Below are 6,479 nucleotides of genomic sequence, written 5' to 3'. Positions count from 1 at the left end.
AAGAAGCCACCTTTTCGGGTGGCTTTTTTATGACTCAAATCACCTTTCACTATTTGTTCACTATATCTTTTCACTATATCTTTTCACTATATTCCTTGGCCTCTAATGTACTTTTTTTGTCCCCCAACGACAGGCACAACATTCACTTTTCGATCGTACCTTGCCGTTTGAGTGATGTTTTTATGTCCGGTGATTTGTTGTTTTTCCGACAACGGGCCTTCGAGATCAGAGACCCCTTTTGCCTTCAGATCATGGAATGTGAAGTTAAAGTCCAACTCGGGAAACGTTTCTTTCGCGCTATTTTTTGCTTTTCGCCAACGACTGTTAAATCCACCCCGGGTATACCGCGAGCCTTTGCGCTGGTGGAGTACATAAATACTGCTGATATTATTATCCAAGGGCAGTGTTTTACTCATCGCAACAGCATTATCTAACCGATCTGTCCACGCCTTGATTTGGGCAACACCCGTTTTACCCTGCCTAATGTATATGCCAATGTCGTTTGTTTGAGCATACGTCAGTGACAGTACATCGCCTTGTCGGGTACAACACAAATACGCCAGCTCCATTGCCACTTTAACGATAGCTGGGGCAACGGAGTAAAGAGCGTTGTATTCCTCATCGGTAATATACCGATCCCGCGGCGTTTCCCTGAATTGCCGTACGCCTTTACAGGGGTTGCTGCTCACAATACCACGCTCATACCCCCAGCCAAAGACTCGGGACAAGAAATTTTTCTCCCTGTTGGCCTGTGTCTTGGCCTTTAAGCCCCGCTTATCCATGTACTTACGAATATGCTTCGGTTGAATGTTATCCGGTAGCATATTCCCAAATACAGGCAATAATTTGCCCGCATATTTCCGGTAGTCTTTTTGGGTTTCCTTGGCCAAGGCTGAAAAATCAGCAGAGAACAGAAACGCATTTACCAGACCGTTTAGCGTCTCTTCATTTTTCTGTTCAGCGAGCATTTTTTCATACGCTACCCACACCTCTGCCTGTGTTGCGGAAAAATCACATAGCCGGATTGTCCGGCTGTCATAGGTCTGAAATTCATACGCTGATCGCCCCCGCCGAACGCGCGGCGGCATCCAGTTATCTGCGGGGTTTTTGCGTTTTCTACCCATCTAGTGCTCCGAAATTAGGTTCTTGAGGGGCAGGAGCATGGTTTCTAATCCGTTGTGACATCGGGTTATTAAAATGCTCCCATGTGGTTCGGGGTTTCCCGTCCCGGCGGACAATAAAAAATATGCCGGCTTCTTTTAGTGCTGCACACTGCTTAGACGGGATTTGATAGCCCGTGATATCGGCCATATCTGCATCGCTAATGATGCCGGTTTTTACTTCCATATTGACCTCGATTACCTATTAACCGTTCAGATTGAACATCACCGTTATATAAACGGTGTTGCAGAAATTTTGTTGCGGAATGTTACTATATTTACCGCTTCTTCATGGCCTCCAGTAAAATATCCTGAACTTCCCGCTTAGAATTACGCCGTTCCATCACCAACTCGTCCATCGTACGGGCTGCGATAATATGATGAACAAACACAGGGCGGTTGTGTCCGGCTTGTATCTGTCGGGTAGGGCCGATACGCTCAATGATTTGCTGGTATTGCTCTAAGTCCCACCAGTGAGAGAAAAAGACCAGAATGTTGCCACCGTCTTGCAGGTTTAACCCGTGTCCGGCGCTGGCAGGGTGGGCGAACATCACGGGGATCTTTCCGTTATTCCAGTCGCGTAAGGTTTGCGGGTTGTCGTCAAGATGTCGGCCTTTCGGGAATGCTTTTAACAGCCGCGCTAAGTCGTGTTTCCAGTGATAGGCAACCAGCACCGGCATTCCGGCGGACTCATAGATGATGCTGTCTAATGCCTGTAGTTTGGCGTCGTGCAGTTCCTGCCACGTGCCGTTCTCGTCGGTATAGATAGCCCCGCTGGCAATTTGCAGACATTTAACCGTCTTGGCCGCTGCGTTAGGGGCTTCAATACCAACGCCTTCCAGCTCCACGAACATTTCCTTTTCCATCGCCGTATACTGTTGATGGACTTTGGACGGTAGATCGATACGAATAACGTTGTGAATGGGGTCTTCGATATCGAACCAGTCTGCTGCATCGAGTGAGATAGTCACATCGTTAAGCGCGGCTTGGATTTGCTCTTGGGCGAAGTCTTTCGGCTTTAAATCGGGCCAGTGTTGCCCGGGTCGTTGGAAATTGTTAAACCAGCGCGAAGTAAAGGCACTGTACGTCCTGCCCAGCCGTTCGCCCTGATCGACGAACCACGCTTGCCCCCATAAATCCAGTAAACCATTAGGGGCAGGCGTGCCGGTGAGATTGACCCAGCGGTGTATGTGCTTGTGCGCGACCTTAGACAGTGCCGCCGCACGCTTACCTCCTTTGCGTAACCGGAACGACTTCAGCCGCGTACTCTCATCGGCAATGACGGTGGCGAACGGCCATTTATCCCCCAACGTTTCCACCAGCCAAACGAGGTTATCGTAGTTGGTGGTAAAGACACTGGCATTGGTATTTTGCAACGATAAAGTGCGCTCTTTAACATCGCCCACAATCGGTTGTACTTCGATATTGTGTAGATGGCCCCACTTCTCCGCCTCATCCGGCCACGTTGACCGAGCAACACGTAATGGCGCTAATACTAGCGTCGGTTGGGTTTCCATACCCACCCTGTAGACCGAAAATATAACGGGCTGTCTCGGTATTTATATGCCATAAGATGAGCCTTATTTAGGAGGGCAGGTACAGGAACTGCTAAACGCCAAAGTAATTGGTGATGGATCATCGGGGTGAGCGATGAGGTCAGCGTGATATACTTTTTTACGGTAGGTAACGGAGTAACCGTCATTTTTGATTAGTAATAATTTCCCAATTACTGCGCGGTGGTTAAATGAGCGACCATCGCCGGTGGTAATGGTAAAACAACATTTTTCACCAACAGCGACAGGTTTCGGCTCGCCATAATAGCCGTGACATTCTTTACAACGTTCCATAATTTATTCCTTTCGATATCTATGTGCCTCAAACCCGCCAGCACTCAAGGGTAAGTCCGGTGCCCAATCGGGATTGGTGGCGAGTAGATTGCTGAGATGTTCGTGAGAGTAATCGGGTGTGTCCGGTGCTTCCGTCAACACTTCGTCATGCACTGTTAAAACAATGTCATAACCGGCAGTCTCTATGCGGGGCATGTTGCCCGCCAGCACATCATGCGCGGCGGCCTGAGTGACGTTTTCGACCAGTTTCCCGCCGTAGGTTTTGAGCCGTTGCCATTTGCGGCTGTAGGGGTTGGTGCCCATATAACTGATCTGCCCCTCATTGAGGCGGGGTGAGGGATAGCACACCGCACGACCGGACGGTAAGACCACACGGAGCCACGCCCCGTCGCGGCGGACTCTCAGCTTACGGCAGGGAATAGTGACACTGGGTGAACTGATCGCCCGCTTAACGGCCTCTTCCAGCTCGTACCAGAACGGCACCGTTGCGATGTGGGCATGGCGCCACATTCTTTTGAGGGAATCACAGGTGATAAATACCCTCTCGCTCAGGCCGTACGTCTGTTTTTGTTCAACGGATTTCTTGTACCAGCTCATTGCATCCCGCTGAATTTTTACCGGAATGTTAGGCAGTGCAGCGGTCGCCAGTTCGTCAAGGTCAAGAGCATAGGTGAGGGCAAATGTGACAAACGCAGCGACCCCGCCACCGTACCCTAGCCCCAGCTCCATCACTTTACCTATCTGGCGCTGGTCTTTTGTGACATCATCCGGTTCGATGTTGAATGCACGGGCATAGGCCAGTTTGTAGAGGTCTGCGCCTGTGCCGTTGTCATTATCCCGAAACGCCTGTAACTTCCAGTCTTCACCCGCCAGCCACGCCAGCATGCGCCCCTCGATATTGGACAGGTCAGTAATGACCAGTTTTTTACCGTTCGGCGCGATGATAACGCCGCGTATCGCTGAGCTGGTCAGTTCCATGATGTTGTCGAACAGCAGATCAGCACAGTCGGCTTTTAACGCCTCAATGCCAGTGTCGATTACTTTCTGAGGTAGTGTAGGTCTGGGTAGGTTGTCGGGCTGGAAAATACGTCCAGCCCATCTACCTGTGCGGGATGCGCCGCAAAATTGCTTAGTTCCACGTAAACGCCCATCACTGCTGACTGATTTCAACAGAGCTTTATATTTACTGGTGCTGGTGGTGCAGGCCTGTAACCTAATCGTCAGCAATTCCCTTAACGCGACGGGGAGATCAGGATCAGCTATGCGTCGTTCCAATGTGCTTTTTTGCATATCGGGTAATTCAACGCCAAAAGCCGAGGTGATATGTCGTAACATGGCATCACGTTGCGTTGCGGCCTGTACGTCACCCTCGGTCATTTCCTGTGTGCGTTTTGCCAGCCGCTTTTGTTCCTGGTCTACCGCGTCAATGGCAGAGTTAGCCAGTTCAATGTCCATGCGTACACCACGATCGTTAATTTGCTGGTCACGGTGCCAGAGTGCCAGCTCAGCACCCTGATAGTTCCATTTGGGCAGGCGTTTATGTACCTCACGCATGGCCTCAATATCCAGCCCTGCGTACGTCACAAAGCGCCGCCATTCTTCAGGGTGAGTTTTGCTGGTGGTACGGCGAATGGCGACGTTTTTCGGACGGGGTTTACAGAATAATTGGATTAACGCTTTGCCCTCTTTGTCTTTCGCTTTATCTGACGGAATACCCAGTACTTCACACAGTGCGCCTAATGCGCCGGGTAAACCGTGTGCCAGTGCCTGCACCATCGTGTCTTGCCAACGGGAAACATCCAGATGCAGCTTCGGCATGTAATGGCGTAAAACAGTACGGTCAAAGTGGCTGTTATGGGCGAATAAAATAACAGTCGGATCGAGTAAAGTTTTACGTAATTCGGCGGGCATGGGAGCGACGCTTGTCACATCCCATACCTGAACAGGGTTATTGTTAACCGCCCATGCAAATAACATAATTTCTACCTGTTCGGCGTAAGCGTGAGTACCGTTTTTAATCGGTACTTCACTGTAGGTTTCGAGGTCGAGCCAGAGAATAGTATTATTCATAATAATTGGTTTTAAATTGGTGAGGGATACATGGGAAGTTCTAAAAGTGGTATTGATATTAAAAAACTTATTATTTCAATTGTGGTTATGCTTATCTTTTTTACTGCTTGTTATGGCTATATAAAAGATAAATCAAGAGAATTTGATAGGCCAACACAGAAAGAAGTATTAAAAACTTGGCCAATTTTGGATGTTATAAAAATTATTGAACCTGAGAGGTTTGACGAGTTTTATACCGCAGTGAGAGATTCATATCTTATTAAAGATAAAGATGCTAAAAATAGTGCTATTATTAAAAATGTATTCTCACTGCGGAAATGGTTTGATGGTCGCTTACCTGAAATATTAAATTATGCTTCTGATGATGCTACCAATGGTTTTACCAAGTATCGCGCCAAGCTTTTTACTGGTTTATTAACTATTGACCCCTCTGGGGTGGAGTGTTTTAAGTCTTTATACCCTGGTGTAATTGGAGATCCTGATTTAGATAGAATAGGAAAGTCACTAGGGGATAAAATGGGTCAAAAAGATTATATGGATGGTATTATAAACTCAATAAAACAGCCCGTTAAAGCTAATAGGTTACCTGCCTCACAAGTGGAAGAAGCGCTTACTAACATTTACATTGAATTGATAAAAAGACACGGAGATCTTGTTACTTCTGAAGATATAAAGGAATTAGCAAAGAATCCTAAATTATCATGTGAAATTCAACGTGATTATTATGAGTTAATTTCAAAAGAAGACTCGCATCTTTCTGCTGAAATTACTCGTTACCTAAATGAACCTAAATAAATTATAGTTAATCTTGCCCCGTGTATTTAACGGGGCGATTAACTATTAATTAGCTAAAAATATCTGCTTCTGCGTCAGCCCCTTCGCTGATATCGTCAAAATCATCCACTGAAGCAACACCACCGCCTGCGAATGCGTCACCGTCTCTCAGGAACTGAACGCCAGACAGTGATGCGGATATGCCTTTGCCGTTGTTTTCGTAAGCGAAAATACTGATAGTGGCGTTCACGTAACAGCCGGAATACGGGCGGCCATCTTGTGCGGTAAGTGGAGTACGGTCACGGTCAATTACCAGTGGTCTTGCTTTATTACTGGCAGAAATAAACTTACACCCCGCGTAACCGTCATAATCGGGTTTATCGTCGCCATCACGGAAATTAAACCGCATATTATTGCCGCGGATGCTTTTAATAATACCTTCAGCTTTAGCCCCCCATTTATCGGTAGCCACTTTTAAAATTGCTGCTTCGATTTCAGCGATTAAATCGTTGCGCGCTTTTGAAATAAGGAAAGTCGAGCGAAATTTATAATCCCCCTGACCATTAACTTGGGTTGCTTCAAATAAATCAGGAAATGCCAAACGTACATTGGGTAATTTAATTTTCAT

7 protein-coding genes are annotated in these 6,479 nt (G+C 47.3%); 1 reads left to right on the top strand and 6 read right to left on the bottom strand.

The genetic code is table 11. The features are described from left to right. Positions 1-86: 86 nt before the first annotated feature. From PSI14_RS17870 to PSI14_RS17850, 5 genes are all read right to left on the bottom strand, one after another. Positions 87-1,124 (bottom strand): tyrosine-type recombinase/integrase, encoded by a 1,038-nt coding sequence (locus tag PSI14_RS17870; protein WP_273577301.1) that lies wholly within the window; start codon positions 1,122-1,124, stop codon positions 87-89. Next, complete coding sequence (locus PSI14_RS17865) at positions 1,117-1,347, bottom strand: DUF4224 domain-containing protein (RefSeq protein WP_273577299.1); 231 nt, start codon at positions 1,345-1,347, stop codon at positions 1,117-1,119. The genes PSI14_RS17870 and PSI14_RS17865 overlap by 8 nt, the downstream gene beginning before the upstream one ends. 91 nt (positions 1,348-1,438) lie before the next feature. Further along, positions 1,439-2,677 carry an SNF2-related protein gene (locus tag PSI14_RS17860; protein ID WP_273577297.1) on the bottom strand — a complete coding sequence of 413 codons (1,239 nt, stop codon included), beginning with the start codon at positions 2,675-2,677 and terminating at the stop codon, positions 1,439-1,441. A gap of 63 nt (positions 2,678-2,740) precedes the next feature. Beyond that, a complete protein-coding gene (locus PSI14_RS17855; protein ID WP_273577295.1) occupies positions 2,741-3,007 on the bottom strand; it encodes a hypothetical protein in 267 nt (88 codons plus the stop codon). A gap of 3 nt (positions 3,008-3,010) precedes the next feature. Continuing rightward, positions 3,011-5,077, bottom strand: coding sequence for a DNA polymerase (locus PSI14_RS17850; RefSeq protein WP_273577293.1), 2,067 nt, complete (start codon positions 5,075-5,077; stop codon positions 3,011-3,013). A gap of 30 nt (positions 5,078-5,107) precedes the next feature. On the opposite strand from PSI14_RS17850, the gene PSI14_RS17845 reads away from it, so the two are divergent. Continuing rightward, positions 5,108-5,872: a hypothetical protein gene (locus tag PSI14_RS17845; protein ID WP_273577291.1), complete on the top strand. Its 765-nt coding sequence runs from the start codon at positions 5,108-5,110 to the stop codon at positions 5,870-5,872. A 49-nt stretch (positions 5,873-5,921) separates the two neighbouring features. Here the strand turns inward: PSI14_RS17845 and PSI14_RS17840 are convergent, their stop codons facing one another. Next, the gene (locus PSI14_RS17840; RefSeq protein WP_273577289.1) at positions 5,922-6,479 is read right to left on the bottom strand and encodes a DUF2815 family protein; all 558 of its coding nucleotides are present in this window, start codon (positions 6,477-6,479) and stop codon (positions 5,922-5,924) included.

The sequence above is a fragment of the Xenorhabdus anantnagensis genome, assembly GCF_028598555.1.
Lineage (GTDB): Bacteria > Pseudomonadota > Gammaproteobacteria > Enterobacterales > Enterobacteriaceae > Xenorhabdus > Xenorhabdus anantnagensis.
The sequence above is the reverse complement of the archived record's forward strand: the minus strand, read 5'-3'. Positions and strand labels throughout refer to the sequence as shown.